General features: G+C 64.3%; 18 protein-coding genes and 1 tRNA gene. 5 read left to right on the top strand and 14 right to left on the bottom strand.

The window, feature by feature from the left end; all coding sequences use genetic code 11:
• The first annotated feature begins 61 nt into the window (after positions 1 to 61).
• The 3 genes from AC50X5_RS13255 to AC50X5_RS13245 are packed head-to-tail and all read left to right on the top strand — an operon-like array spanning position 62 to position 2,400.
• On the top strand, positions 62 to 1,630 hold the full coding sequence (locus AC50X5_RS13255; protein WP_494976548.1) for an SDR family oxidoreductase: 1,569 nt from the start codon (positions 62 to 64) through the stop codon (positions 1,628 to 1,630).
• A gap of 44 nt (positions 1,631 to 1,674) precedes the next feature.
• Positions 1,675 to 2,172: a DUF2505 domain-containing protein gene (locus AC50X5_RS13250; RefSeq protein ID WP_494976547.1), complete on the top strand. Its 498-nt coding sequence runs from the start codon at positions 1,675 to 1,677 to the stop codon at positions 2,170 to 2,172.
• A gap of 3 nt (positions 2,173 to 2,175) precedes the next feature.
• Positions 2,176 to 2,400, top strand: a complete 225-nt coding sequence (locus AC50X5_RS13245) for an SCO4848 family membrane protein (RefSeq protein ID WP_494976546.1) — start codon at positions 2,176 to 2,178, stop codon at positions 2,398 to 2,400.
• Here AC50X5_RS13245 and sufU read toward each other — a convergent pair.
• The 9 genes from sufU to AC50X5_RS13200 all read right to left on the bottom strand — a co-directional run bounded on the left by sufU (position 2,397) and on the right by AC50X5_RS13200 (position 14,266).
• Positions 2,397 to 2,846 (bottom strand): Fe-S cluster assembly sulfur transfer protein SufU, encoded by a 450-nt coding sequence (sufU, locus tag AC50X5_RS13240; RefSeq protein ID WP_494976545.1) that lies wholly within the window; start codon positions 2,844 to 2,846, stop codon positions 2,397 to 2,399. The genes AC50X5_RS13245 and sufU overlap by 4 nt on opposite strands.
• A gap of 9 nt (positions 2,847 to 2,855) precedes the next feature.
• On the bottom strand, positions 2,856 to 4,181 hold the full coding sequence (locus AC50X5_RS13235) for a SufS family cysteine desulfurase (protein ID WP_494976682.1): 1,326 nt from the start codon (positions 4,179 to 4,181) through the stop codon (positions 2,856 to 2,858).
• Positions 4,182 to 4,602: 421 nt separating this feature from the next.
• Positions 4,603 to 7,236 carry a LuxR C-terminal-related transcriptional regulator gene (locus AC50X5_RS13230; RefSeq protein ID WP_494976544.1) on the bottom strand — a complete coding sequence of 878 codons (2,634 nt, stop codon included), beginning with the start codon at positions 7,234 to 7,236 and terminating at the stop codon, positions 4,603 to 4,605.
• Positions 7,214 to 9,964, bottom strand: a complete 2,751-nt coding sequence (locus tag AC50X5_RS13225; protein WP_494976543.1) for a LuxR C-terminal-related transcriptional regulator — start codon at positions 9,962 to 9,964, stop codon at positions 7,214 to 7,216. The genes AC50X5_RS13230 and AC50X5_RS13225 overlap by 23 nt, the downstream gene beginning before the upstream one ends.
• A gap of 102 nt (positions 9,965 to 10,066) precedes the next feature.
• Positions 10,067 to 10,660 carry an aminoacyl-tRNA hydrolase gene (pth, locus tag AC50X5_RS13220; protein ID WP_494976542.1) on the bottom strand — a complete coding sequence of 198 codons (594 nt, stop codon included), beginning with the start codon at positions 10,658 to 10,660 and terminating at the stop codon, positions 10,067 to 10,069.
• A 130-nt stretch (positions 10,661 to 10,790) separates the two neighbouring features.
• A complete protein-coding gene (locus tag AC50X5_RS13215; RefSeq protein ID WP_493985142.1) occupies positions 10,791 to 11,366 on the bottom strand; it encodes a 50S ribosomal protein L25/general stress protein Ctc in 576 nt (191 codons plus the stop codon).
• Between the two features lie 237 nt (positions 11,367 to 11,603).
• Positions 11,604 to 12,584 (bottom strand): ribose-phosphate diphosphokinase, encoded by a 981-nt coding sequence (locus AC50X5_RS13210; RefSeq protein ID WP_494976541.1) that lies wholly within the window; start codon positions 12,582 to 12,584, stop codon positions 11,604 to 11,606.
• 2 nt (positions 12,585 to 12,586) lie between these two features.
• Positions 12,587 to 14,128: a bifunctional UDP-N-acetylglucosamine diphosphorylase/glucosamine-1-phosphate N-acetyltransferase GlmU gene (gene glmU, locus AC50X5_RS13205; RefSeq protein WP_494976540.1), complete on the bottom strand. Its 1,542-nt coding sequence runs from the start codon at positions 14,126 to 14,128 to the stop codon at positions 12,587 to 12,589.
• 66 nt (positions 14,129 to 14,194) lie between these two features.
• Positions 14,195 to 14,266, bottom strand: a tRNA-Gln gene (locus AC50X5_RS13200).
• 213 nt (positions 14,267 to 14,479) lie between these two features.
• Between AC50X5_RS13200 and AC50X5_RS13195 the strand changes: the two genes are divergently transcribed.
• Positions 14,480 to 15,076: a TetR/AcrR family transcriptional regulator gene (locus tag AC50X5_RS13195; RefSeq protein ID WP_494976681.1), complete on the top strand. Its 597-nt coding sequence runs from the start codon at positions 14,480 to 14,482 to the stop codon at positions 15,074 to 15,076.
• 91 nt (positions 15,077 to 15,167) lie between these two features.
• Here the strand turns inward: AC50X5_RS13195 and AC50X5_RS13190 are convergent, their stop codons facing one another.
• The 5 genes from AC50X5_RS13190 to AC50X5_RS13170 all read right to left on the bottom strand — a co-directional run bounded on the left by AC50X5_RS13190 (position 15,168) and on the right by AC50X5_RS13170 (position 21,463).
• The gene (locus AC50X5_RS13190; protein ID WP_494976539.1) at positions 15,168 to 16,991 is read right to left on the bottom strand and encodes an ABC-F family ATP-binding cassette domain-containing protein; all 1,824 of its coding nucleotides are present in this window, start codon (positions 16,989 to 16,991) and stop codon (positions 15,168 to 15,170) included.
• Between the two features lie 115 nt (positions 16,992 to 17,106).
• Complete coding sequence (locus tag AC50X5_RS13185) at positions 17,107 to 18,036, bottom strand: 4-(cytidine 5'-diphospho)-2-C-methyl-D-erythritol kinase (RefSeq protein ID WP_494976680.1); 930 nt, start codon at positions 18,034 to 18,036, stop codon at positions 17,107 to 17,109.
• 29 nt (positions 18,037 to 18,065) lie between these two features.
• On the bottom strand, positions 18,066 to 18,941 hold the full coding sequence (gene rsmA / locus AC50X5_RS13180; RefSeq protein ID WP_494976538.1) for a 16S rRNA (adenine(1518)-N(6)/adenine(1519)-N(6))-dimethyltransferase RsmA: 876 nt from the start codon (positions 18,939 to 18,941) through the stop codon (positions 18,066 to 18,068).
• A 120-nt stretch (positions 18,942 to 19,061) separates the two neighbouring features.
• On the bottom strand, positions 19,062 to 20,222 hold the full coding sequence (locus AC50X5_RS13175) for a resuscitation-promoting factor (RefSeq protein ID WP_494976537.1): 1,161 nt from the start codon (positions 20,220 to 20,222) through the stop codon (positions 19,062 to 19,064).
• 281 nt (positions 20,223 to 20,503) lie between these two features.
• Positions 20,504 to 21,463 carry a TatD family hydrolase gene (locus AC50X5_RS13170; RefSeq protein WP_494976536.1) on the bottom strand — a complete coding sequence of 320 codons (960 nt, stop codon included), beginning with the start codon at positions 21,461 to 21,463 and terminating at the stop codon, positions 20,504 to 20,506.
• A gap of 173 nt (positions 21,464 to 21,636) precedes the next feature.
• Between AC50X5_RS13170 and AC50X5_RS13165 the strand changes: the two genes are divergently transcribed.
• Positions 21,637 to 22,746, top strand: coding sequence for an AAA family ATPase (locus AC50X5_RS13165; protein WP_494976535.1), 1,110 nt, complete (start codon positions 21,637 to 21,639; stop codon positions 22,744 to 22,746).
• Positions 22,747 to 22,753: the final 7 nt, after the last annotated feature.

Raw genomic sequence — 22,753 nt, 5'->3', positions numbered from 1 at the left:
GCTAAGGTTGCCCTACGCGCCTGCCCTGGCGGCATCCGGCGGTAGAAGCGAGGAATTTGCCATGAACACCACCTCCGGTAACGGTACCTTTAGCGGCGCTGAATCCGCGGAAGACGCTGGGTCCGCAAAATACGCTGGGTCCGCAGAAAGCGGCCGGACCGTCCTCGTCACCGGCGCCACGGGCTACATAGGCGGCCGGCTGGTGCCTAAGCTCCTTGAGGCGGGGCACCGTGTCAAAGTCCTCGTGCGTTCTCCGGACAAGATTGCCGGTGTTCCGTGGCGTCATGACGTGGAGCTCGTCGAAAGCAGCCTGGACGATTCCGGTGCCCTGCGGGAAGCACTGAGCGGGGTCGACGTCTTCTATTACCTGGTGCACTCGATGGCCACCGGATCAGGTTTTGAAGCGCGTGAAAAGGCCATGGCGCTAACGGCAGCAGAGGCCGCTTCCACTGCCGGAGTGGACAGGATCGTTTATCTGGGCGGGCTGCACCCATCCGGTGTGGAACTGTCCACCCATATGCGGTCCCGGGAGGCCGTGGGCACCATCTTCCTGGATGGCCCCGTGGACGCCATCGTTTTCCAGGCCGGGGTGGTCATAGGTTCCGGATCGGCTTCGTTCGAGATGATCCGGCACCTTGCCGAGGCCTTGCCGGTCATGCCGGCACCAAGTTGGGTGCGGAACCGCATCGAGGCCATCGCGGTACGTGACGTGCTGTACTACCTGACGGCGGCAGCCACAGTCCACGGCCCCGTCAACCGCACGTTCGACGTCGGCTGCCGGCAGGTGCTCACCTATGCCGGCATGATGCGCGAGTATGCAGCAGAAGCAGGCCTGCCCCGCCGGATGGTGCTGGCGCTGCCGGTTCCGGCCCCTAAGCTTGCCGGACTCTGGGTTGCCCTGACCACTCCCATCCCGTTGTCCATGGCCCTGCCACTGGTCCAGTCCCTGCAACACGACGCCGTCTCCGACGAGCACGACATTGACCGCTACATTCCACAGCCCGACGGCGGCCTCACCCCCTACCGCGAGGCAGTTGCCTTGGCTCTGGACAAGGAACGTGACGCCCAGGTGCAGACCACCTGGGCCAACGCCGGCGCTGCCGCAGATCCGCTGCCCAGTGATCCGGACTGGGCAGGGCATAAGGTCTACACCGATGAGCGGACCTTCCATGATGATGTGGACCCTGCCAAAGTCTGGACCATTATCGAGGGCATCGGCGGGCGAAACGGGTGGTACTCACTGCCGCTGGCGTGGCGTATCCGTGGCTGGCTGGACAAGCTCACGGGCGGCGCCGGTCTTCAGCGCGGCCGCCGTCATCCCGGCACGTTGGCCGCCGGTGAAGTCGTCGACTGGTGGCGGGTGGAAAGCATCGACAGGGGAAGACTGCTTAGGCTGCGTGCGGAGATGCGCGCCCCCGGCCGGGCCTGGCTGGAGCTGTCCGTGGAACCGGACGGGAACGGCAGCCGCTACCGGCAACGCGCCATCTTCTTTCCCAAGGGCCTCAGCGGCAAGCTGTACTGGCTGGCGGTCCTGCCGTTCCACAGCCTGATCTTTCCCGCCATGGCGCGCAATATCACTGCAGCGGCGCAGCGGCTTCCGGATTCCGGGCAGAGCCCGGACACGCCGTAGGATATGGGGAGTCCAAACCGTTCCCGACGTCCCAGGAGGACTTCATGGCCCTGAGCGCAACCACCAGCATCCCGCACCCCGTCAACGATGTAACGGCAGTGTTGGTGAACGAGGACTTCCAGCGCCATGTCAGCCAGCTGGTGGGCGGGGTCCTGGATTCCTTCACCGTCTCCGGCGACACTGCCGGGGCGTTCACCGCCACCATCGTCCGAACCCTGCCCACCACGCGCCTTCCCGAAATGGCCCGGAAGTTTGTGGGCGAGCATCTGAAAGTGACCCAGGCAGAAAATTGGGAGGCCCCCGGTGCCGACGGTTCACGCCAAAGCAGCATCACGGTGAAGATTGCCGGTGCTCCTGTGGACGTCTCGGCCGTACAGCGGCTCGTGGCTGAGGCTGGCGGAACCCGGGTGGATCTGGAGGGCACTGTGAAGTCATCGGTACCGTTCCTGGGCAGCAAGATTGCTGATGCTGCCGAGCCAATGGTTGCCAAGGCACTGAACCTGCAGGCCAAGCAGGCCCAGGCCTGGCTCGAAAGCCACTAGTCCGTGACTATCCCCGTATTTCCCACGATTGTCCTCATCCTGGCAGGACTGTGGTCGCTGATCGTCTGGCCTCAGTTCCTGCGCCGGGTGATGAAGGATCCTCGCGCCATGGATTCGGCCGGCAAGGCCACAAAATTCCTGACAGTGCACCTGGTGCTGGTGAGCGTCTCCATGATCCTGGCAGCGGCCGTTCTGGCCATCGGAGTGATTGGCCTCCTGGCGGCCTAAGAGGCTTGGTTGAGGGCATCCTCTGCGGCGACCCAGGAGATCATGGCGCACTTTACCCGGGCGGCGTAGCGGGCCACCCCTTCGAAGGCCGCGGCATCGCCCAAAACCTCCGGATCGGCAGCCATCTTCCCGCGGGATCGCAGCACTTCACGGAACGTTCCGATGACGGACCTCAACTCCTCGACGGTCATTCCTTCAGCCATGTCGCTGAGGACCGACGCCGAGGCCATCGAAATCGAGCATCCGGCACCGTCCCAGGAAACCTGGGACACCACGCCGTCCTTGACCGCCACGCGCAGCGTCACCTCGTCCCCGCAGACAGGATTAAGCTGGTGCGATTGCCCGCTGGAAGTACCGGCGGGGACATCCACCCCTGCCAGGCCGCTCCCGTGACGGGCCTTGGCATGGTCAAGAATTATCTGCTGATACAGCTGGTCCAGGCTCATACAGGGTCCTTACACGCGGAAGTAGGATCGGACGCCGGAAACGGCATCAAGGAAAGCATCGACGTCGGCAGTGGTGTTGTAAAGGTACGCGCTGGCCCGCGTGGTGGCAGTCAACCCGAAGCGGCGGTGCAGCGGCTGGGCACAGTGGTGCCCCACCCGGACGGCGATACCGCGTGAGTCCAGGAATTGCCCCACGTCGTGCGCGTGAACACCGTCGACGTCGAAGGCGGCCAGGCCGATCCTGTCCTGGCCTGCCGACGGGCCAAGCACACGGATGCCGGGAATGTCCTGAAGCCCGGCCACCATCCTTTGTCCAAGCCGCGCCTCCCACCGGTGGATGCGGTCCAGTCCGGTTTCGTTGAGGTAGTTTGCAGCTGCGGCCAAAGCCACAGCCTGTGAAATCCGCTGGGTGCCGGCCTCAAAGCGCTGTGGGGCGGGAAGATACTCCGCCCGCTCCATGGTGACAGTGGTAATCATGGAGCCGCCGGTCAGGAAGGGCGGCAGGACATCCAGCAGTTCCTGCTTGCCGTAGAGCACGCCGATCCCCGTGGGTGCCAGCATCTTGTGGCCGGAAAACACCGCGAAATCGACGCCAAGCGCCTTGACGTCCAGGGGCAGGTGCGGAGCGGACTGGCACGCGTCCAGAACGGAGAGCGCCCCGGCGTCCCGGGCCAGCGATACCAGTTGCTCTACCGGGTTGATGGTACCCAGGACGTTGGACGCGTGGGTGAAGGCCAGGACCTTGGTCCGGGGACCCACAATGCGTGCCGCCTCATCCATGAGCAGGGCACCGGACTCGTCCACCGGAATGTAGCGGAGCGTTGCCCCGGTCCGGAAGGCCAGTTCCTGCCAGGGAATCAGGTTGGCGTGATGCTCCATTTCCGTTACGACGATCTCGTCACCGGGGCTGACCGCCAGCGAGCGGAGCCTCTCGTCTCCCCTGCCCTGCGCCGCCCAGAGGGCGGCATTGGACAAAGCATATGAAACCAGGTTCAAGCCTTCGGTGGCATTGGAAGTCCACACGGTTTCTTCATAACCGGCCGACATGAAATCGGCGAGGGTCTGCCGGGCCTCCTCGAAGGCGTCTGTTGCTTCCACAGCCAGGTGGTGAGCGCCACGGTGGACGGCAGCGTTTCGCTGTTCGTAGAATTCCTGCTCCGCTTCCATCACGCTGATGGGGTTCTGGGATGTGGCGCCGGAATCCAGGTAGACCAGAGGCTGGCCGTCAATCGTCTGCTGCAGGGCGGGAAAATCGTTTCTGATCCGCAACACCTCGGCGTCGTCAAGATCGGCGGCTGCGTGCGAAAGTGTGGCGGGGGTGGTAACGAGGGCCAAAACGAACTCCTTGGTGCCGTTGGAAGACACTCAATTGTCCCACGGGAAGGCAGCGCGAGCTCCGCCGTCGGGCTCTTCGGCAATTGCTGAAGCAAATGATGGCAACTGCAAAGATTAAGGGGCCGACGACGGCTGGGGGGAGAGTCTCGGTCTCAGAAGACTCTGACGCCGCCGGCCCCGTCCAGATCCCGGCCCGCCAGGGCCGGGGAACTAGTGCGCCGGGTACATTTGACGTACCGGACGGGTCCGCACCTTCCCGTACCACACCCCGTGCCTGGGGCACGCGTCGGTGCTTCTCCAGTCTTCCGTGCTGCCGCCCGCACGGCACGAGTACCCGGTACTCGTTTTTGGGGTCCGGAAACGACGCAATACTTGGTTTCGTTGACGACCGGCGAGGGACCGGGCGGTGTGAAGCGGTGCACTAGCGGCCGTGCACGGGCAGCACAGGCGAAAGTTCGTCGCGGCTCCGCACACCGAGCTTGACGTAGGCGCGGTACAAGTGGCCCTCCACCGTTCGGACCGAAACCATCAGGCGTTGGGCAATGTCCTTGTCCGACAGCCCCTGGGCGGCCAGTTCGGCAATGTCGCGTTCGCGCCGCGTCAGCCTGATGCGGGGCCCAGGGGTGCTATTGCCCTCACGAAACTTCAGGCCCAGGATGTCGTCACATTTCTCGCGCAGGCTCATTGACTGGCGGTACCGGCGGGTGTCACCGGCTCCCAGGAACAGCGTCCCGGCCCGGACGTAAGCCTCGCGGGCCAGGTTAACAAAGCCTGCAGCGGCCAGCCGTTTGGCTCCTTCCAACAACGCATTGGCATCGTTTCCGATCCATTGCCCGGCCAACCCGGCTACTGCTGCCGCCCAACGGCCATCCATGCCGGCCGCCACCCCCGCAATCTGTTGCATCACGGGCTGTTCCCCCAGCTCGGTGCACAGGAGCAGGCATTCGAGCTGCACCGCCGGCCGGGCTGTTACCTCCGGCCTGGTGCAGAGTTCGCGTAGTGCGGCGAGCCCCTTGCCGTCACGGTCGAGGTACTCGCTGCCGGCGCTGAGATAGGCCTCCGCCCTGAGCCCTATACCGGGACGGTCCAGATGGCCGATGCCGGCGATGTCCGCGGCCAGACGGCGTGCCTGGCCCTTGTCCCCCACCCGGGCAGCTGCATAGAAGGCAAGCGATGCGGAGAACCGGTACAGCTGCAGGGGATCGGTGTGCCGTAGCGATTCCGCTGCAGGCTGGAGCACCTGGCCGCCCTGCTCTATTTTTCCCTGGCGTATGCAGGAGTAGCCGCGGAGGGCATCCATGGTTCCGTCGAAGAGCCCTTGCGCGCTGCCGTGGCGGTTGCTATAGCCCTGCAGTTCCCTGTCAACGGCCGCCCACTCGCCCATTCCCAGATACACATAGACGGCACGGAACACCACGAATTCTTCAAAAAAGTACAGTGTGTTATCGACCGTCGGCGCAGCAGCCGCAGCCTCGACCACGTGCTCCAGCGCCTCCTGGAGCCTCCCGCCGTCAGCGAGCTGTTCCGCCGTGAGGGCCCGTTCCAGGACGCGTGACGCGGGGTCCTGGCTGGGTTCCCCGTCAGCTGCCACGGCGTCGCCTGAAGCCAGTGCCATCGTGCGGGCCTGGTCGGGGTCCACTCCGGCCGGAAGGTCGGTGGCTGGCTGCAAAACCTGTTCAGGGGGCAGGCCGCCCGCCATGTACGACGCCGTCCGCAGCATGGCGGCAGCCACGGTCTCCCCGGGTCCCAGGCCGGTCCATGCATGCTCCAGCAACGTCCTCGCCGCCGCATAATCCCCCATATTGAACCGGGCCCTGGCTGAAACAGCGCGGGCCAGCGGGCCTTTATGACCGGCTGTCATCCTGCCCGTCAGCCGCACCGCTACGGAGCTCTTGTTCGACTTCAGGGCGATGATGGCTGCCCGCAGGAGGGCAGGGTCCGCGACGGACTGGCCGCATTCGAGGGCCCATTCGACGTCCCTGAGGTGCGCGTCATCACTTCCTTCAGGAATGACGGGTCCGCGTTGCAGCTTCAGACGCAGGTGGAGGCTCCGGGAGACGTTTACCTGTTTCCTGATTGCCTCGGCAACGATGGGATGGCGGACCTGCAGTTCGGCGGGGTACCCGCCGTTGTCCGCCACCAGATGCTGGTCGATCAGCTCACGGACCACCTCCGCCCCGTAAAGTTCCTCAATCGAGCGCCGGTTCACGGGTCCGGCTAGGGCAATCAGCCGCAGCGCTTCCTGTTCCTCAGCGGAACGCCGGGCCACATCCCTTGCCACATGCGAAGTCAGTTCCGGCCCGTCGGCCGGCAGTGGTCCCTGCAGGTGCCAGAGTTCGTTGCGCTTAACGAGGATTCCCGCGCTTCGGGCATCCTTCAGCAGACAGCCCGCCAAGAGGGGGTTGCCTTCCGTGGCCTGCCAGAATGCTTCAGTGATGGGAGCCGGAACGGTTGCTTCGAGAGCCGCCGCCAAGGCCTCACCCAGTTGCTGATGGTCCAACGGATGGAGGTCTATCCGCTCCGCGAGGCCGTCGTACCACAACTGGTTTAACGGCTGCGGGAGTCCGGGCCGCGGACGCGCAGCGACCATGACGCTCGACCAGCCGGCCGCTACCATGTCCACCAGTATGGCTGCGCTGGATTCATCAATATAGTGTGCGTCGTCCACCACAAGGACCAGCGGCTCCTCACGTCCGCCTTTCAACTGCTGGAAATGTGCCCACACCGACCGCAGCACTGCCACCGGCGAAGCCGCATCCTCGCCCGTGAGTTCTGAGGTGTAGGGGGCCAGTACTCCGAAGGGAACATGTTTCAATGAAGGGCTGCCATGGATGCGCTCGACGATCGTCGAGGTCCCGAGCCTTTCGGTCACGGCGTCAAGGAACATGGATTTGCCGATGCCGGGACCGGCCATCACCAGGACAGCCTGCGGGGTGCGTCCTGCCATCAGTCCGCCGGCACGGTCGATTGCCTCCCGCCTGCCTGCTATGGTGCGCCAGGCAGCCCGGGCGGCATCACCGGATTTCCTGCCCTTAGACGAGTCCAGGCAGATCACCCCGTGAAGTCACACCAAGTTTTGTGAAAACCTGGTACAGATGCCCTTCCACGGTCCTGACGGAGACGCCCATTTCCTCGGCGATCTCGCGGTTGGAGGCTCCGTTCATGGCCAGCCGGGCCACCTGCCGTTCCCTGCCGGTGAGCAACGGATTGCCGCTCCTGGGAACAAAGGGAAGGGCGGCCAGGCTGACGGAAACCTTGTCCAGGCGCGCTTGGGCAGTCCGTGCGGACATCGTGTCCCCCGCCTGCCGCGCACAATCCAGGGCCAAGGCCACGCAGCGCGCCTCTACCGCGTCCAGTTCCAGGCCCGCAGCAAGTTCCGCTGCCTCGAGAAGCACCTTGGCGTCCCGGCTCCGGCTGCCGATCGCAAGAAGCCGGGATACTTCCGCAAGGGGACCCTGCCGGTGGCCGGCGGTCTCTTCCATCAGGGCAAACTGCCGCCCGGTTCCGTCAACGCTGGCAGCCAGCAGGCTGATACCGGCGCGGGTATAACGTCCTTTTTCCATGTCCTCGCGGGCCGAGGCCTCCAGCAGGCTTGCTGCAGAAGGATCATCAAGCCAGCGTGATGCCACCAATGAGCAGAATTCGATCACGCACAGGGCAATAAACGGGACCGGACCTGAAAGCGCGCCCAACCTGTCAAGGTACGAGCGGGACTGGACGGCCTTTCCCTGCTGTGCGTAGGCAAGGGCAATCGCCGCGTAGGCCTCCCGCAGCATACAGTTCCCCGGCCGTGGTTCGAGCTGGGCAATGGCGGACAGCAGCGGGTCAAGGGCCGCCGCTCCGCGCCCAGCGTAGACGTACGAGATGCCGGTCAGCAGTTCCGGCAGCGCTTCGTGCTGGGGCAGCACAAAAACAGCCGCCTCGCCGCCTGAATTTGCCACCTCCAGGCAACGCCGCCAATGGCCCGCGCTCAGCAGGACGTGGAAGCGGTGCAGAGAGTAGCTCTCCCGCAAGCCGGGCTCGTAGCCCAAGTCGTTGAGCTGCCTCCCGATGGTCTCCATCAGTTCGAGGGCATCCATTTCCCGGCCGGTGATGGACAGTGCGGTCATCAGGATCATGGACGAGTGGGTGCGGAACCAGGGATCTGCAGTGATCTGGGGATCAGCTGCACGTTCCAGGTCCGGCACCATCGAGGCGAAGTCCCCAACAAATGCCTTGTATTCGAATTCTGCGTATTTCAGGCGGTTTGCTGCCGCTGCCATGGGGGCCGGCCAGGTGGCGGTGGCAGCGCCGCCATCACCATGTTCAATACCCAGCTGCTGCCTCGCCTGCCTGAGCACATCCGGCACTTGTCCGCAGCGACCAGGGAGCCAGGCCAACACCCTGCAGCGGACCTCCGTCAAAAGTGCCAGTTCCAGCGGCGGCAGCGCGGCGGACTGCGCGGCAGGGATGGCTTCAAGTTCCGCCCAGGCCCGCTCCGGCAGATCAAGCTGCAGGTAGGCGGCAGCTTTACAGCGCTGGCCGGCAATCCATTCCGGATCTGAGTCTTCAAGATCTTCCAGGCAGGAGAGGGCAAAGCGCGGATCAAACAGCTGGACCGCGGCCTCCGCCGCGGCGATCGCCAGCCCCGGCACCAGGCCAGCCTCACACTCCCGCGTCCACGAGGCGAAATCCAGCAGGTCTTCGTGTGACATCGCTGAAATGTCCGGTTCCTGGCCATCCAGCAGGCGGCTCCGCAGTTCCCGCTGCCTGGCGATGCTCAACCAGGATCGGACCACTTCACCAAGGTAGTGCGCCTGCAGCGTCACCCAGCGGGCCTCGCTGGTGCCCACGACGATCTCGCCGGTGTCCTCCATGTCCGCGACAATGTCCGCGCCGAAGAGGTCGGTGAGCTTCACGAGCGGAATCCGGCGTGAGCAGGCCAGCATCTCGATGACTTCACGGCACTCCGGCCGTTCCCGGGCCCAGCGGGAACGCACAATATCCTCCAGTCTGGTGGCACCGGAGAGGACCACTTTGTCCTGGAGGGTCCAGACGGCATCCGACAGCACCAGGTTGCCGCACTGGAGCTGTTCGGAAACCAGCGCCCGCAGCAACAGGGGGTTACCGCCGACGAGGGAATGGTAGCTGCGCACCAGCGACGACGCGACATGGTGGCCGAGCAGGGAGACCAGAACCTGGCGCGTCTGTGGTTCATTGAGGTTCTCCAGCCGGACCTCCGTCAACCGCCGTTCGCTGAGCAGCCAATGGAAATCGGCCGGGAGAGCCCCGACCTCGGGGGCGATAGCGACAACACGGGCGGTGCCGGTCAGCAGGATGTTAAGCAGGACCCCGGAACTCATGTTGTCAATATCAGCGGCGGAGTCAAGGGTGATGACGCATTCCCGGCCAGCAGCGTCCTGCCGGATCAGGGAAGTGATTCCCTGGAGGATCGCGGTGGGTGAGGCCATGGATGATGCTGGCAAGCGGGCCAGCAGAAACGACAGGCAACCATACGGAGTCCTGGACCCTGCGGGATTACTCCGCAGCTGGACGGCATAGATGTCCGCGCCCAGCTCGGCAATCGCAGTTCTGGCCAGCGAGGATTTCCCCACTCCACGCGCACCGGTCAGCGCCACCCCCACGGACCCGGGTTCACGGAGCGCACGCTGGATTGCCTGTACCTCGGCGCTGCGGGCAGTCACAGACCAGGTTTGTGCATCGTCGTTCAGTGCAGCTGCCGGGGACGGCAGCACGGATCGTTGAGTAGACCCACGTCCCCAGTTGAGTGGTTCGACTGTCATACAACTCGTCCCTAAAGGTACTGCGGGGAGGACGATGACATGCTCCCCCACGCCTAGGAGTACAGTACCCCCGAAGCGCCCGTAGTGACAGGAGCAGTCACTTCACACCTTGGCGGGATGGAACTTCTGCTGGGCGGCAAGCAGACCTTCGCGCAGTAGAAGTTCGACGGCGTCGGCCGCTTCATCCAGAAGGAAGGGCAGTTCCTTCTTCTCCTGGGATCCGAAATCCCGCAGCACATAGTCAGCTGTCTCCATCCGTCCCGGTGGACGCCCTACCCCCACCCGTACCCGGAAATAATCCTTGGTCGCAAGCGCCTTGGAGATATCCCGCAAGCCGTTGTGACCGCCTTCTCCCCCGCCGGTCTTGAGCTTGACGGCACTGAAGGGAATGTCGATTTCATCGTGCACTGCCACCACGTGATCCGGGGCAATGTCATAGAACCTGGCCAGCCCTGCGACCGGACCTCCCGAAACATTCATGTAAGTCATGGGCTTGGCCAGCACAACCCGGGGCCCGCCGATCCCCAGCCGTCCCTCGAGTACCTGCGCCTGCGTTCTTTGGGTTCTGTGGCTCTTGAAGCTGCCGCCGACGCGGGACGCGAGTTCGTCCAGCACCATCTGGCCCACGTTGTGCCGGTTCCCGGAGTATTCCGGGCCAGGATTACCGAGTCCCACAATCAGCCAGGTGTCAGTCATGGATCCATCCTAAGAGTCGGGAACGCAGCAATTGGGAAAGCAATCAGAAAGCCATCGGGACAGGCAAAGCAATGGCCGGGCCCCGTGGGACCCGGCCATTGCCGACAGTTCTGACTGGAAGCCGGGCAGACTACTCGGCTGCTTCGTCGGCTGCAGGCTCTTCCTCGGCCGCGTTGGCCTCGGAGATGTTGACAACCAGCGCGTCGGCGTCGGTCAGCAGGACGGTGCCCTTGGGCAGCGGCAGGTCCGAAGCGTGGATGTGCTCGCCGGCGGTGCGGCCTTCGATGCTGACCTCGATGTAGGTGGGCAGCTCCGTGGCGTCGGCCTCAACCGAGATGGTGGTGAGCTCCAGGTTGTGGGTGGTGCCCGGAGCCAGCTCGCCCACCAGGTGCACGGCGATTTCGACGGTGACAACTTCGCCCTTACGGACGGTCAGGAGATCAATGTGCTCGATGATCTGCTTGATCGGATCGCGCTGGATGTCCTTGACCAGGGCCAGGTGCTCTTCGCCGTTAACGTCCAGGGACAGCAGGGCGTTGGCAACGCGGACGGCCAGGGTGGTGGACCTGGCAGGCAGGGTGATGTGGATGGGCGCTTCGCCGTGACCGTAGATGACGGCGGGGATGCGGCCGGCTGCGCGGGCGCGGCGGGCGAAGCCCTTGCCGAACTCGGAACGGACTTCTGCGGCAAGCTTCTGCTCAGACATATTTTCTCCTTGGATGCTTCAGTGGTTAGCCGGGCAAGGGCGGAGGTCTGTTTACGACCTTCAACGCCGGGCCGGAGCGGCCCTACCAGAAGGAGATTCAGACCCAGTCGATTACGGAGACATGCACGCCGGTTTCCCGGGATACTCTCCCTCGCCAAGGTTTCGGGTTAAACCATAGCAGGGTGGGGCCCGGTTGCTGAAACCGGCCCCACCCTGCTGGGGAACTGCCGGGAAATGCTAGGCGTTGCCGTCAAAGAGGCTGGTGACGGAACCGTCGTCGAATACTTCACGGATGGCGCGGGCGATCAGCGGTGCGATCGACAGGACGGTCAGCTGCGGGAAGTGCTTGTCAGCCGTGATGGGCAGGGTGTTGGTGACCACCACTTCGCGGGCACCGGACTCTGCCAGCCGACGGGCGGCGGGATCGGAGAACACGGCGTGCGTGGCAGCAATAATGACATCCTTGGCGCCGGCGTTCTTAAGCACCTGGACGGCACCGGAGATGGTTCCGCCGGTGTCGATCATGTCGTCAATCAGGACGCAGGTACGGCCTTCAATCTGGCCTACAACGGTTTTGGACACGGCCTGGTTGGGAACAGTGAGGTCACGGCTCTTGTGGACGAAGGCCAATGGTGCGCCGCCGAGTCGTTCGGCCCATTGTTCTGCTACCCGGACGCGCCCGGTGTCCGGGGAAACCACCGTGATGTTTTCGGCGTCGACGCGGGTCCGGATGTACTCCGCCAGGAGCGGGATGGCCATCAGGTGGTCCACCGGGCCGTCGAAGAAACCCTGGATCTGCGAGGTGTGCAGGTCCACGCTCATGATGCGGTCAGCGCCGGCAGTCTTGTACAGGTCCGCAACCAGCCGGGCTGAGATGGGTTCGCGGCCGCGGCCCTTCTTGTCCTGGCGGGCGTAGGGGTAGAACGGCGACACCACCGTGATGCGCTTGGCGGAGGCCCGCTTGAGCGAATCGATCATGATGAGCTGTTCCATGAGGTGGTTGTTCAGCGGAGCCGGGTGCGCCTGAATCACGAAGGCATCGGTTCCGCGGACGCTTTCGCCGGCCCGCACATAGATCTCTCCGTTGGCGAAGTCATAAGCGTCCACCGGGAGGAGTTCGGTGTCGAGTTCCTTGGCAATCTCACGTGCAAGTTCCGGGTGTGCGCGTCCGGCCGCAAGCACCAGCTTCTTTTCGCCGCGCGCCGTAATTTCACTCATTGTTACTTGCCCTGTTCTGTAGATGCCGGGGTGGGGGATTCCTGGGAGGCTGCTGCAGCCAGTTCCGCGGAGCGGCTGCCGGGACGGTTGGCCGCCACCCAGCCTTCAGCGTTTCGCTGCGCTGCAAGGGACAGCGCGAGTGCGCCGGCGGGCACGTCCTTCCGGATCACCGTTCCGGCGCCGCTGTACGCGCCGTCGCCAACCGTGACGGGAGCTACGAAAACAGTGTTTGAACCGGTCCGAACGCCCGAGCCGATCACCGTCCGGTGCTTCTTCTCGCCGTCGTAATTGGCTGTGATGTTGCCGCAACCGATGTTGGTGTCCTCACCGATCTCGGCATCGCCGGCGTACCCGAGGTGGGACAGCTTGGAGCCACGGCCGATCGTGACGTTCTTCGTTTCATAGAACGCGCCGATCTTCCCCGTCTCACCCAGCACAGTGCCGGGCCGCAGGTACGTAAACGGCCCGACGGCGGAGTGGTCGCCAATGACCGATCCGGAACCGTGGGTGCGGACCACCTTCGCCCCGGTTCCGATCTGCACGTCCGTGAGCGTAGTGTCAGGACCCACGACGGCGTCACGCGCCACCGTGGTCAGGCCGTGCAGTTGGGTGTTGGGAAGGATCCGGACGTCCTCGTCGAGCACGACGGTGGAATCGATCCAGGTGGTTGCCGGATCCACGACAGTGACGCCTGCGCGCATCCAGGCCTCTACCGTACGGCGGTTGTGTTCGGCGCCGAGCGCGGAGAGCTGCACACGGTCGTTGGCGCCTTCCACCTGCCACCGGTCCTCGGTCACTACTGCAGCAACCCGGCCGCCGGCTTCGCGGGCGAGCCCCAGGACGTCTGTGAGGTACTTCTCGCCCTGGCTGTTATCTGTGGTGACCTTTGGAAGGGCTTCGCGGAGCACCCGGGCATCAAAGGCGTAGATGCCGGAGTTGATTTCCCGGATGGCACGTTCCTCGTCCGTGGCATCCTTGTGCTCGCGGATTCCGGTGACTGTTCCGTCGGCGGCGCGGAGGATGCGTCCGTAGCCGGTGGCGTCGTCAAGGACTGCAGTGAGGACGGTGACGGCGTTATTGCCGGCCTGATGCGCAGAAACCAGCTCCTGCAACAGTGCTCCGGTCAGCAGCGGGACATCACCGTAGGTGACCACAACGGTGCCGGCCACCGCACTGCCGGCCGCTTCATCCTTGGACGCAGCGGCGTCGAGCGCGTTCAGTGCGACTTCAACGGCACGGCCGGTGCCCGGTATGTCGTCCTGGTCAACAATGAGGGCGTCGGGGTCGAGGCTGCGCAGGTGTTCGGCCACCAGGTCGCGTTCGTGCCGGACCACCAGGGCCAGGTTTTGCGGCTGGAGGCTCCGGGCGGCCGCAAGGGCGTGACCCACAAGGGAACGGCCGCCAATTTCGTGGAGGATCTTAGGGGTACGGGATTTCATCCGGGTACCGGCACCTGCAGCTAGAACAATGACGGCGGCTGGGCCGGTGGACTCGAGGCTCACGTACAGGCTCTCCTTGCTCGGTTGCACTGGCGCTGGAAGCATCCGTCATCCGGAAGTCGCCCACCGCTGACTGCGCCGGCTCCATCCTACTGGACGGCCTTACGCCAGTTCCGCCCATAGGATTCGAACCTATACTCCACGGCTCCAAAGGCCGGGGTGCTGCCATTACACCAGAGCGGACTGTGCCTGGAACGCAGATGCGCCGGGCACAAGAACCTATTTTGCCATGCCCCCGGGGATGCCTGCGACATGGCCGGCGGAAGGGTGCTTTTGTACGGGATGATGGCAGGGTGGAAACATGACAGAACGGTGCGAATGATGGCTGAAACACCCGGGCGCCGCGTAGCCGCTCCCCTGCGCGCTTCCCGCAGGACAGAAGGTGCGCGCATCCGGATGACGGGGCCGCAGCGCCGGCAGCAACTGGTGGAAGTGGGCCGCGGACTCTTCGCCGCCAAAGGCCTGGACGGCACCACCATCGAGGAGATCGCGGCAACGGCAGGCGTCTCCAAACCGGTGATCTATGAGCACTTCGGTTCCAAGGAGGGGCTCTACACCCAGGTGGTTGAGCACGAATTCATCATCCTGCTGGACTCCATCACCGGCGCCCTCTCAACCGAAGCCAAACCCCGCGTCCTGGTGGAAAGGGCAGCACTTGCGCTTCTTGGCTACATCGAAGAGCGCACGGACGGCTTCCGCATTCTCATGCGGGATGCTCCCCCGTCACAGCCCGAAGGTGCGTTTTCGACGTTGTTGTCCCACGTCACCGCCAAGGTGGAGCACATCCTGTCGGATGAGTTCGACCGGCGCGGGCTCAGCGCCCAGGACGGGGCGATGTACGCACAGATGCTCGTCGGCATGGTGGCCATGACGGGCCAATGGTGGCAGGACAGCCGCCAACCCGACAAACACACAGTCGCCGCCCACCTCGTCAACCTCGCCTGGAACGGCCTCACTGGCCTCAAGAAGGACCCGGAGCTGCTGAGCGGGTAAAGGGTGTCGGGGTGCAGCCGTCCTCGGCGTGCTGCTCCTTCGTCGCTTTGACGCACGCTGCCGGGCACCTGCCAACCCCCTTCCGGGCGTGCTACTCGCCCAGGACCTCCAGGGCTCCGAGCCATTCGAGTTCCAGGGCCTCGCGTTCTGTTGCGAGGTCCTTGAGCTTTTTGTTCTGTTCGGCCAGGGCGTCAAAATCTGAGTCGCTGGTGCTCTTGACCATCTGGTCGTGAAGCTTCTTCTCCTGCTGTTCAAGCTTGCCCAGCTGGCGTTCGATGCGGTTCTTGGCCTTGCGGGCGTCGCGTTTCGCAGACTCTGAGGCACCTGACGTGTTTGCGGCCGCACTGCCGCTGGCACCCATCACCGGGTTGCCGCCGCCGGACACAGTGGAACCCGCCAGCGCGGATTCGCGCAGTTCGAGGTACTGGTCCACACCGCCGGGCAGGCCGCGGATCTTGCCGTCGCCCAGGAGCGCCATCTGGTGGTCGGTGACGCGCTCCAGCAGGTAGCGGTCGTGGCTCACCACAACAAGCGTGCCCGGCCAGCCGTCCAGGACATCCTCGACTGCGGCGAGGGTGTCGGTGTCCAGATCGTTGGTGGGCTCGTCAAGCATCAGGACGTTCGGCTCACCGACCAAAAGGCGCAGGAGCTGCAGCCGGCGTCGTTCACCGCCGGAGAGCGCCTTTACAAGCGTCCATTGCTTCTCATTGGTAAAGCCCAGCTGCTCCACCAGCTGTCCGGCGCTGAATTCCTTGCCACCCACGTTGAATGAACGCTTCTCGCGCTCAATGACCTCAATCACGCGGAGGTCCGCGACGTCGTCGAGCTCCTTCACTTCCTGGGTGAGGACGGCGGTGACCACCGTCTTGCCGCGCTTGACCTTGCCTGAGGTGGGCGTGATCTCGCCGTTGAGCAGTTTCAGCAGGGTGGTCTTGCCGGCGCCGTTGACTCCCACCAGGCCGAGCCGCTCCCCCGGTGCAAGCCTCAGGGTGATGTTGTCAAAGAGCTTGGCGCCTTCGCCGCCCCGGAGGTCGAGGCTGACGTTCTCCAGGTCCAGGACGTCCTTGCCCAGGCGTGCGGTGGCCATTTTGCTCAGGGCCATTGAGTCGCGGGGCGCCGGGACGTCGGCGATGAGTTCGTTGGCAGCCTCGATCCGGAACTTTGGCTTGGCGGTTCGGGCCGGTGCGCCGCGGCGCAGCCAGGCGAGCTCCTTCTTGACCAGTTGCTGGCGCTTGGATTCCACGACGCTGGCCGAACGGTCACGTTCGGCGCGGGCCAGCACATAGGCCGCGTAGCCGCCGTCAAAAGGATCCACGATGCCGTCGTGTACTTCCCAGGTGCGCGTGCACACTTCATCCAGGAACCATCGGTCGTGGGTGACCACCAGGAATGCGCCCTGGTTGGCACGCCAGCGGGTCTTCAGGTGCTTCGCCAGCCAGGCAACACCTTCGACGTCGAGGTGGTTGGTGGGTTCGTCCAGCATGATGACATCGTGATCGCCGATGAGGAGCTTGGCCAGGGCTACCCTGCGCTTCTGGCCACCGGAAAGGGCGTGTACGTTGGCGTGCCAGTCGACGTCGGAAACGAGACCGCCCATCACTTCGCGGATCTGCGGGTTCCGGGCCCATTCGTAATCAGCCTGGTCGCCGACGATCGCAGCACCTACCGTCAGGTCGCCGTCGAGGACGTCTCCCTGGTCCAGGTACGCCACGTCGACGTCGCCGCGTTTGGTAACCCGGCCCGAGTCCGGGGTTGCCCGCTGCGACAGCAGCCGCATCAGGGTGGACTTACCGTCGCCGTTGCGGCCCACCATTCCTACCCGGTCCCCTTCTTCCAGGCCGAGGGTGACGCCGTCAAGGACGGTGCGGGTTGCGTAGGAAACCATGAGGTTTTCGCCGCCAAGAAGGTGTGCCAAAGGGAAACTGCTTTCTGCTGTGATCAGGAAATCTGTGCTTCAGGAATCATCAGGAATCGTGGGGCAATGCTGTGGAGGCGCCGGGTCCGGAAGACGGAGAACCGGTACTGACGTTCTACAGCAGGATATCGGAGATGATCCGGGCACCGGGAACCGGCCCGTGCACTGCCATGGCCCTCAGGCCATAATGGCCAAGGTCTTCCGCCAGGGCTTCGGCCGCTGCGGGATGCGATACCAGGAAAGCTATGGTGGGCCCGGATCCCGAGACCATGCCCGCTACCGCCCCATGGGACTCCCCCAGCCCCAGGGTGTTCCGGAGGTCCGGGGCCAGTTCAATCGCCGCCCGCTGCAGATCGTTCACCAGGACGGTGCCCAGCCGTTCGGCATCGCCGTCGCGCAGCGCCTGCAGGACCTGGGGATCAACGGCCATGGGCTCCTCGATGCCGAGCCCTTCGGCATCGCGCAACCGGTCCAGGGTCTTGAACACCGCCGGTGTGGACAGCCCGTAATCCGCCGCTACCAGCACCCAGTCGGTTTGGGCGCGGGCAAGGGCCGGGGAGAGATCATCACCCACACCAAGGCCGACGGCGGTACCGCCCAGGAGCGCGAACGGCACGTCCGCGCCGAGCTCGGCAGCCAGCCTGGCAAGCTCGTCCCTGGACAGGCCGCTGTTCCACAGTGCGTCACAGGCCAGCAATGTTGCCGCGGCGTCGGCAGAGCCGCCCCCCATTCCACCGGCGACCGGCACCCGCTTGGTAATCTCCAGGTGCACGCCGGTGGGGTTTTCCGACACCTCGGCCATCATCGCTGCCGCCTGGTAGGCGAGGTTCCCGGAGTCCAGCGGAATGTCGACGCCGTCGAGGTCAAGGGTGCTGGCCGGGCTGATACTGACGGTGATCCCGGGGGTCTCCGTGCTGGAGGCAGCCACCTCCTCATACAGTGACACTGCCAGGTACACACTGGCCACGGAGTGGTAGCCGTCCGGCCGCAACGGCCCTACATCCAGGGAAACGTTGATCTTGCCGGGCGCCTTAACCCGCACCATGCGTGGGGCAAAGCTGCCCCGGAGTGCGCTCACCCGGCGTCCCCGTTGCGGGCTTCAGCGATACGGGCGAAGGCGGCGATGTCAATCACTTCGCCACGCGCCGTCGGATCCACGCCTGCAGCTAGCAGGCAGCGCTCAGCCTCGGCGGCGCTTCCCGCCCAGCCGGCAAGTGCAGCCCGCAAGGTCTTCCGGCGCTGGGCAAAGGCGGCATCGATCACCGCGAAGACCTGTTCACGCGATGCAGTAGTGACCGGCGGTTCACGTCGCGTGAAAGCCACCAGGCCGGAGTGGATCTTCGGCGCGGGCCAAAAAACGTTCATGCCGATAACCCCGGCCTTGCGCATGGAGCTGTACCAGGCGGCTTTGACCGACGGCACCCCATACGTTTTTGAACCAGGCCCCGCAGCCAGGCGGTCCGCGACCTCATCCTGGACCATCACCAGTCCGTGCCGCAGTCCAGGGAAATGCTGGAGCAGATGGAGGACTACAGGCACAGCAACGTTGTAGGGCAGGTTGGCCACAATGGCGCTCGGTTCCACGGGCAGTTCGGTGACGCGCATGGCATCCGACTGCACCAGGTGGAAGCGTTCGACGGCGTCCGGCCGCCATTCCTGCACCGTGGCCGGAAGCCTGCCCGCGAGCACGGGATCAATTTCGACGGCGACCACCTCACGGGCCGCATCCAGCAGCCCCAGCGTCAGGGAGCCAAGGCCGGGGCCTACTTCGAGCACCGTTTCATCCGGACCAATGTTCGCAGCGGCCACAATCCGCCGGATGGTGTTGCCGTCGATCACGAAGTTCTGGCCGAGTGTCTTGGTGGGACGGATACCGATTTCCTCTGCCAGCCTGCGAATATCGGTTGCACCAAACAGGGGTGCGGGCGCGGCGGGGATCGGTTCAGTCACTTAGGTATCCTATCCCGCCCTCAGCGTGCGGCATGGTGAGCGCCGGACCGCGGGAGCTGCATTAACGAACCAGGGACCGGTCCGTTGCCGGATCGGTCCCTGGTGGCGTGCGGCCGGGAATTATCCCTTGGCCGCCCAACCGCAACCCCAAGGCTGGAGGCCGCGCTGGGCGTACACGCGGTTGGCGATGTCAATCTGCTGGGCCTTGGTGGCCAGGCTGGCGTTGGGGGCGTAAGCGCCGCCACCTGCACCGAGCCAGGTCTGGATGTCGAACTGCAGGCCGCCGTAGTAGCCGTTGCCGGTGTTGATGGACCAATTGCCGGTGGATTCGCACATGGCGATGGCGTCCCACATGGCCTCATTCATCATGGCGGGTGCGGCCGCCCCGGTGTTACTGGCGGCCGGTGCCTTCGCTGCCACTGGCTTGGCCTTTGTACCCACGGTGATTTTTTTCGTCACGGGCTGAACAGTCACGGTTTCAGAGACCAGGGTGCGGGAGGCTTCACGGCCGTCTACCATCACCAGGCTGAACTTCTTGTCCACCTTGCCGGCGACGCCTTCCTGGGAAACCTCTTCCTCGCCGACGAAGAGCTCGGCGCTGTCCGTCTTCAGCGTCTCGAAGGGGATGTCCTCGGTAATTCCTGCCGTTTGGCTGGTATCCACACGGGAAACCTTGACCACCATGTTGTTCACGACAGGGGCGTTCACGGGCTGCGAAGTGCGGTCATTGTCACCAAGGACCAGACCGGCGTCTTCGAGGACGTCGCCGACCGAGACTGCGGTGGTGGTGAGGGTGGATGATGCACCGTCTGCAACCAGGGTGATGTTCTTGGGGGTGGAGATTGAAACAAAGGAACCCTGGACAGTGAGCTGCGATTCCGCAGGGACCGAAACTTCGGAGCTGCTGGCTACGCCGAGCTCGCTGACGAGTCCGGCAACGTCCGGCGAAGTGGTGTTTACGGTTTTCCTGGAACCATCCAGATTGACCGTCACCACCTTGGCCAGGTTGACGTTAATGACCTGTCCGTTACGGATTGATACATCGGCGGCCGGGGAAACCCGGTCTGCGGGCTGCAGTTCAACGTCAGCGCTCTTGACCACCTGGCCAACAGTGCCGCCAAAGGTCTGGATCGAGCTGACCTTGCCGTCGACGTTCAGCGTCACTGTCTTGTTGTTCCCGACGAAGGCCACCAGGCCCACCACGAGGGCCAGGAGAACTACCAGCTGGGTACCGACTTTGAGGGCGCTGAACTTTCCGTCCGATGTAAATAGCTTGACCACGATTGTCCGTAACTCTAGGACCATCCGGGCACGGGGAACGCGCAAAAGTGTCCCGGCGCACGCACCCTAAAAAGGGATGTCCGGGGCACCAGTGCGCCGCCACACAGCACCCGGGCAGAGTCAGCTAAAGCCCATTTTTCGTGAGCTACGGGTGAAGTGAATTATCCGAAGGCCTTCCCCGACCCCGGCTAATAGTTACTCACTGTAACCGAAGCGTTATAAAGGGGCCAAGAAAACGCTATACCGGGTATTTATAACGTTCAGGTTTCACTGGCCGCGCCTCACGTCCACGATCCGTACGCCCGCACGGAATTCTCGCCAATCCGTGTACACAGGTCGGACAGCTCGATTCCTGTCAATTCGGCCATGGACCGGACGGTATGCGGGACCAGATAGCTGGCGTTGGGCCGGCCGCGGAACGGGTGTGGCGTGAGGAACGGGGCGTCTGTCTCCACCAGCAGCAGTCCGGGCTCCGCGATCCCGACGGCGGCGTGCAGGTTGGCGGCGTTCCGGAAGGTCAGCGTTCCGGCGAAGGACATGTACCAGCCTTCGTCATTGCAAATCCTGGCCAGGGATTCGTCGCCGGAAAAACAGTGGAAAACCACCCGTTCGGGTGCACCTTCCTCACGCAAAACCTGCACGACGTCGTCATGGGCATCACGATCGTGGATCTGCAGGGTGAGCCCCAACCGCTTGGCGATGTCGATGTGGCGGCGGAACGAATAGCGCTGGTCAGCGAGCCGTTCGCCTGTGGTCCTGAAGAAATCCAGCCCGGTTTCGCCGATGGCCCTGATCCGGGGGTGGCGGGCCAGCTCCTCGATTTCCGCGAGCGCTGATTCCAGCTCGCCGCGGGCCGCGTAGTCAGGAGCATCATTGGGATGGAGGGCAACGGCGCCCAGCAGCCGGTGGTCCTGGTCGACGGCCTGGACAGTAAAGCGGGAGGATTCCAGATCACAACCGACCTGCACGGCGCCCTGGACCCCCACGGCAGCGGCAGCATCCAGGGCTTCCGCCACCGCTACCGTGAAATGCCCTCGGCCCTCCTGCGGCGTACCAAAATCAAGGTGGGTGTGATTATCCATCACGGGTACCGGCAACGGCTCGGGCGCCGGCGGGTAGCCGTTCTTCTGTTTTTTGCCTGCGTTTTCCCCGTTTTGCCCGTTTTGCCCGTTTTGCGCGGTTTCCTGGCCAGTCCCTGCTGTCAGCCGGCGGTAGGGAACGGGAACGCTGGAATCACACATGGGAACCAAACTACCTGTTGACCCGGCGGAATCCGGAACCGGAATTCCGGAACTACCTGTCAGCCGGGGCAGTTGTGTTAGTAGTCTGGTATCAGGAATGGCGTGTGCCCACCGATGGGCATCGGCTGGCTCATAGCCGCGTCCCAGGCGCTTGCAGGGATGAAAGGTTACGGATGGACCCGCACCAAGGAATCACGGTCGAATCTTCCCCGGCAGAGGAACGCGCGCGCAGCAACGGCCACCAGGCCCGGGCGCCGCAGGCAACAGGGGCCAACGCCCCTGTCCAGGCCATGGAAGCCGAAGCGTTCCACGATGCGAGCCAACAGATCCTTACCGCCATCGGCACCGTGATTGATGGTAAAGCGGACGCAGCCCGCCTGGCGCTGACAGTCCTCCTGGCGCAGGGCCACCTGTTGGTGGAGGACGTCCCCGGAGTCGGTAAGACTTTGCTGGCCAAGACCCTCGCCCGCACCATCGATTGTTCGGTAAGCCGCATCCAGTTCACCCCGGACCTCCTTCCCTCGGACGTTACGGGCGTGTCCATTTACAACCAGTCGTCCCGCGCGTTCGAGTTCCGGCCAGGCGCTGTCTTCGCGAACATCGTCATCGGCGACGAAATCAACCGCGCCTCTGCCAAGACCCAGTCTGCCCTGCTCGAATGCATGGAGGAGCACCAGGTCACCGTGGACGGCCACTCCTTCAAATTGGACGAGCCGTTCATGGTAGTGGCCACCCAGAATCCGATCGAGATGGAGGGTACCTATCCGCTGCCTGAAGCACAGCGGGACCGTTTCATGGCCCGGATCTCGATGGGCTACCCGGATATGGCGGCGGAGATCGAAATGCTGGAGACCCATCAGTCCACTTCCCCCCTGGCTGGCATCAGTCCTGTAGTCAGCGCCGCCGATGTCGCCGCCATGATCGTGGCCGTCCAGCACGTCTACGTCTCGCAGGCGGTTAAGGAGTACACAGTCGCGTTGGGCCAGGCCACCCGAACCTCGCCGTTGCTGCGCCTGGGAGCCTCTCCCCGATCCTTGCTCCAGCTGCTGCGCGCGGCGAAGGCGACGGCCGCCCTGGACGGTCGGAGCTTCGTGCTCCCCGACGACGTGGTTTCCGTTGCCGCGTCCGTGCTCTCGCACCGCATCATCCTTGACCGCAAGGCGGCAAGCGCAGGCGATACCCCTGCCGGCGTGATCCGCGACATCATTGCCCGGCTGCCGGTAGATCAGGAGGCCGGGCGTGCTCCCAATGTCGCCGGAGCCGCGGCCGGCCGGGGCCACTAGGAGGCCA

This window comes from Pseudarthrobacter sp. MDT1-40-2, from assembly GCF_059383595.1.
This window is presented reverse-complemented; position numbering and strand designations above follow the sequence as displayed.

Excerpts from the sequence above, each read along its gene's own strand:
- AC50X5_RS13255 (WP_494976548.1), top strand. The coding sequence starts at position 62 with ATGAACACCACCTCCGGTAACGGTACCTTTAGCGGCGCTGAATCCGCG.
- AC50X5_RS13250 (WP_494976547.1), top strand. The coding sequence starts at position 1,675 with ATGGCCCTGAGCGCAACCACCAGCATCCCGCACCCCGTCAACGATGTA.
- sufU (WP_494976545.1), bottom strand. The coding sequence starts at position 2,846 with ATGAGCCTGGACCAGCTGTATCAGCAGATAATTCTTGACCATGCCAAG.
- AC50X5_RS13225 (WP_494976543.1), bottom strand. The coding sequence starts at position 9,964 with ATGACAGTCGAACCACTCAACTGGGGACGTGGGTCTACTCAACGATCC.
- pth (WP_494976542.1), bottom strand. The coding sequence starts at position 10,660 with ATGACTGACACCTGGCTGATTGTGGGACTCGGTAATCCTGGCCCGGAA.
- AC50X5_RS13215 (WP_493985142.1), bottom strand. The coding sequence starts at position 11,366 with ATGTCTGAGCAGAAGCTTGCCGCAGAAGTCCGTTCCGAGTTCGGCAAG.
- AC50X5_RS13210 (WP_494976541.1), bottom strand. The coding sequence starts at position 12,584 with ATGAGTGAAATTACGGCGCGCGGCGAAAAGAAGCTGGTGCTTGCGGCC.
- glmU (WP_494976540.1), bottom strand. The coding sequence starts at position 14,128 with ATGCTTCCAGCGCCAGTGCAACCGAGCAAGGAGAGCCTGTACGTGAGC.
- AC50X5_RS13195 (WP_494976681.1), top strand. The coding sequence starts at position 14,480 with ATGACGGGGCCGCAGCGCCGGCAGCAACTGGTGGAAGTGGGCCGCGGA.
- AC50X5_RS13185 (WP_494976680.1), bottom strand. The coding sequence starts at position 18,036 with ATGGTGCGGGTTAAGGCGCCCGGCAAGATCAACGTTTCCCTGGATGTA.
- AC50X5_RS13170 (WP_494976536.1), bottom strand. The coding sequence starts at position 21,463 with ATGTGTGATTCCAGCGTTCCCGTTCCCTACCGCCGGCTGACAGCAGGG.
- AC50X5_RS13165 (WP_494976535.1), top strand. The coding sequence starts at position 21,637 with ATGGACCCGCACCAAGGAATCACGGTCGAATCTTCCCCGGCAGAGGAA.